At 36.7% G+C, this 3,940-nt stretch carries 3 protein-coding genes and 1 pseudogene; all 4 read right to left on the bottom strand.

Features of this window, described 5'->3' with window-relative positions; translation table 11 throughout:
- Positions 1 to 66: 66 nt before the first annotated feature.
- The 4 genes and pseudogenes from JSQ97_RS12545 to JSQ97_RS12530 all read right to left on the bottom strand — a co-directional run bounded on the left by JSQ97_RS12545 (position 67) and on the right by JSQ97_RS12530 (position 3,236).
- Positions 67 to 495, bottom strand: a complete 429-nt coding sequence (locus JSQ97_RS12545) for a hypothetical protein (RefSeq protein WP_205076357.1) — start codon at positions 493 to 495, stop codon at positions 67 to 69.
- Positions 485 to 1,321, bottom strand: a pseudogene (locus tag JSQ97_RS12540) (RHS repeat-associated core domain-containing protein); the annotation flags it as partial. The gene JSQ97_RS12545 and the pseudogene JSQ97_RS12540, both read right to left, overlap by 11 nt.
- Before the next feature lie 74 nt (positions 1,322 to 1,395).
- Complete coding sequence (locus JSQ97_RS12535) at positions 1,396 to 1,758, bottom strand: hypothetical protein (protein ID WP_205076355.1); 363 nt, start codon at positions 1,756 to 1,758, stop codon at positions 1,396 to 1,398.
- Positions 1,759 to 2,102: 344 nt separating this feature from the next.
- Positions 2,103 to 3,236: an RHS repeat domain-containing protein gene (locus JSQ97_RS12530; protein ID WP_239447145.1), complete on the bottom strand. Its 1,134-nt coding sequence runs from the start codon at positions 3,234 to 3,236 to the stop codon at positions 2,103 to 2,105.
- Positions 3,237 to 3,940 lie beyond the last annotated feature (704 nt).

The following is a 3,940-nucleotide window of genomic DNA, read 5'->3' as shown; positions in this document are numbered from 1 at the left end:
GGCAATAACATACATCAAATTACAGGAGATAAGAAAAATTTCCCTTAAAATAATAATCATTAAATTTTACTTCAAAGATTCATCTATAAGTTCCAAAGCAAGATTAAGATATTTTTGAACTCGCTCCGACTGTTTTGAAATTTCACTTTTTTCGCCTTCAAAATCTCCCAGGTGTTCTTTTTTTGAGTTATTTATAGTATATTGTTCATTATACGTTATCTTCTCTGAAAAACCTTTAAAACTGTGTTCTGTAAAACTTATATAATAATGAATCTGATATATTGAAGTATAAAAATACATCTTAACACAACAATCATTTTTATTTGATTCATTTATAAAGACTTCCCCACGCCCATTAACATTCGGCAAATAATCAGCTAGATCATATTCAAATTTTGAATAAGCGTTATAATTATTTGATGAAAGGCTATTTGAATACAAATTACATATAATGAGTAATATTAATAAAACGAATATTCTTGATTTATTTAACATTTACAAAACCATCCGTTGTTTCATTTTTTTCTTTTTTCTCTCTCAACGCTCCAGGCATAAAGCCAAATGTATTTTGAAAGTGTGGTAAGTCTGGAAAATCTGTCCATTCGGCACCTGCTTCAAAACCTTGTTCTTTTCCTTCCGCTATGACTTTTTTCCATGAATCAGAATCTTTATTCCAATCTTTTTTTCCATCTTTGTCATAAACAGTCAAATCAAATGCAAGTCCAAAATTATGATAACTTTGCCCACCCTTAGCATTGGTAACTACTTTTGACGCATCAGTTACTTCACCTTTTTCATTTCGTCCTTGTGAATACAATGCATCTTGCTCTTCATAAGAACGATAAGCTAAAGTAATCTCTACTGTGATACCGTCTTTTTTGAGATTTTGTAACATTTTTGTAACGCTATCCCTGATTTCTGGATGAAGTGTATTTATTTTATCTATATCTCTTTGAGACAATTCTATTGAATCACCATCTTCCCTTCCGTCCGGATCCGTATACTTCACGGGATTATTCCCCGCATAGTGATACAGCTGGAAGTTTACGACGTTGAACACACCGCCCATACCCGGCAGCTGCTCGTTATGCTTTTTCGCCTCATCATCCACCGGCGCCATCGGTATGTAATCACTCACCGCCGGATCCGTCGACATCCATCTACTGTACTTCGCATCGAGATACCTCGCTCCGTAGTAGTACAGCCCGGTCTCCTCATCCTGCTCCTTCGCCGTAAACTTGTACGGCAGATAGCGCAGTCCTTCCTCTTTTTCCGTCTTTTTCTCTACCCACAGCTCTCCGTACGGCGTGTACTCAATATTGCATAGCCATACTATCGTGTATCAACGACAGTAACAATCCTTTCTTTTCAACCGCATTTCACTTACAGTAAGCCTTAATAATAATTTTCTTCCAATTTAATAAAATCAGTCTCTTTTGTTATATCAAAATTTAATAAAAAATTTCTCAGCTCTGAATCAGTGCCAAGCCTATCGTAAATAGAAGGCATTGCCCTTCCGAGCAACATTCTGTATCTGAAATCATCTTTATGAAATTCAATTTCTTTCTCCTGCAAATATTTATTCAAAAATGAAAAATCTAATTGCTTTGTTAATATATAATTATCCTTATAGAACTCTATTTCTCCTGCATTTTCATAATCATTACTATCAACGAATTCAACAGAGCTGATATTATCATTTTTTTTGAAAAATATAGCAAAGGTTTTAATTTCAATTCCTGTCCTTTTATTTGCCATTCGAAGAAGAAACGCCGCTGTACCCGCTTACTGTTTAGGTAACACTCCAGACTCATTTCCATTACCCTGTTAGGGAAAAAATCCAATCCAGAAATATGTATATTGACTCCATTCTGTTTTATTTCCAAATAAAAATTATCCGTCCAATATCCGATAAAACCGATTTCCATTTTATTGAGTTTAAATTTATCAATAAAATCCTTACTACCCTTAACGCATTCAAAAGTCAAATCAAACTTTTCCGATTCTCCATATGTTACTAAATTAGAAAAAACCGTTTTTTCTTGACAGAAAATAACAACGGGAAACAGAAAAATCATACATAGTATGAAATATTTTTTCATCTATTGTTCCTCCTGCGGTTTATAGACATAAAATTGCACTTGGCCTTTATCAAACATAGTCCTACTAAAAGCCCATCCTGGAGGAACTACTCCGGTATAAGTTCCTGCCTGTATGAATACAGGATAATCTCTTGTTACTATTGGCTTTCTCGAACCTTGATGGGGAATTAACCCTGAAGTCCCTTCAAAATATTTTGCAACTTTTGGAAGAGACGGATTACATTCATAAGTAATATTTGACGGAGCTACTACAGCAACATGATTACCTCCCTCCGAGGCGACCGCCAAGACAAGATAACCTTCATCTGCATAATAAGTTGCTAAGTCTGCAGCTGCTTCTTGAATATTCACATTTGGAGCATCTTTGTATGTTTTTGCGTATAAATCATTCAAATTTATCATAGAGGGATTTGATTCCCATGAATTATACAAATCATTAGCAGAAGCATTTTCTTTTTTAGGCATTATATCGTTATAAACTTTATCGCCGAGTCCTTTCAAGAATCTAGGAATAAAATCATTACAATGCGTTTTCCCAGAAGAAGCTACCAGATCTGCCATATTAGTTTTATTAAAATTATTAAAATATCCTTTAGGCAATTTGAAATTACCTGTAGGATCTATATATTTAATAGGATTATTCCCTGCATAATGATATAAATTAAGATTTATAAAATCATATACTCCACCTGCAGGGAGTTTTGCATTATCGCTCCCCGCCTGCGGTACGTAATCACTCACCGCCGGATCCGCGCTCATCCATCTACTGTACTTCGCATCCAAGTATCGCGCACCGTAGTAATAGAGCCCTGTCTCCTCATCCTGCTCTTTCGCAGTGAATTTGTATGGCAAGTACCGCAGCCCTTCTTCTTTCTCCGTCTTTTTTTCTACCCAGAGCTCCCCGTACGGCGTGTATTCTATCCGTTGGTACTCATTGCCCTCGTAGTCGGTGATGAGCTGTGCACTTCCTAAGTGATCCGGGTGGTAGTAATACCGGTGCCGCCACTCGTCGCTCTGTTTGTAACTCGCTTCGAGTTTACTCGTCTGCTTCGTGACGACTCGCGTTTCACCTAAGTATATGTGCTTCGAATACTGTCCGTCGGGCAATCCTTTGTCAGTGTGCCACGTCCACATCGTGTTGAAGTAGAACGTTTCGCTTAGCTCGGTCGCTGTCCATTTGGCAGCTCTGTTTCCGTACGTCGCGCAAGCGCGCCGTTTGCGTAAGCGGAAATTATTATCCAGCGTGCCTTCGGCACCCAAGGCATCAGCACCATACACATAGCGCGTATCGTAGGCGGCTTTACAGCTCAAACGCCATGATTTTGAGCCGCTGCTGAATTGTCAAAGAGCAAAACTGCAAAACATTTCATGGAATATCTTACAGAAAATTACTTACGAACTGGTTTATTATAATGCAGTAATAGCGAATTGTAAAATGCTATTTCGTTGTTATAAAATTATTTTATACCCTTACTGGAGATTGTTAACTTGTGCGGTTTTTAGACAAAGATAAACAGATTATAGCTGACATGAAGGGTAACAGAATACACCTATGATTTCTATTTTGGAAGGGATATTTTTTATCTCGCACAAAAGCTCTCAACGATGCTTTGCGTACCAGAAAATTTCTTTCTCCAAGGAAAACTAGTCGTATAGAAACCTGTGACTGCACAGGTTTCTGCAAGAACTACGAGACTTTAGGGAAAAATTACTACAGACAGTTTTTAGACAGAAAAAATTTTATGATAAAATCAAAATCTATAACTACTTCTCATTTCTATTATGTCTATTTGTCCATATGGCTTTTTTTAAATACTTAAATGCAGAATCATGCCAAA

This window comes from Treponema sp. Marseille-Q4523 (assembly GCF_016901105.1).
Classification (GTDB): Bacteria; Spirochaetota; Spirochaetia; order Treponematales; family Treponemataceae; genus Treponema_D.
The sequence above is the reverse complement of the archived record's forward strand: the minus strand, read 5'-3'. Positions and strand labels throughout refer to the sequence as shown.

Excerpts from the sequence above, each read along its gene's own strand:
- JSQ97_RS12530 (WP_239447145.1), bottom strand. The coding sequence starts at position 3,236 with ATGTGGACGTGGCACACTGACAAAGGATTGCCCGACGGACAGTATTCG.
- JSQ97_RS12545 (WP_205076357.1), bottom strand. The coding sequence starts at position 495 with ATGTTAAATAAATCAAGAATATTCGTTTTATTAATATTACTCATTATA.
- JSQ97_RS12535 (WP_205076355.1), bottom strand. The coding sequence starts at position 1,758 with ATGGCAAATAAAAGGACAGGAATTGAAATTAAAACCTTTGCTATATTT.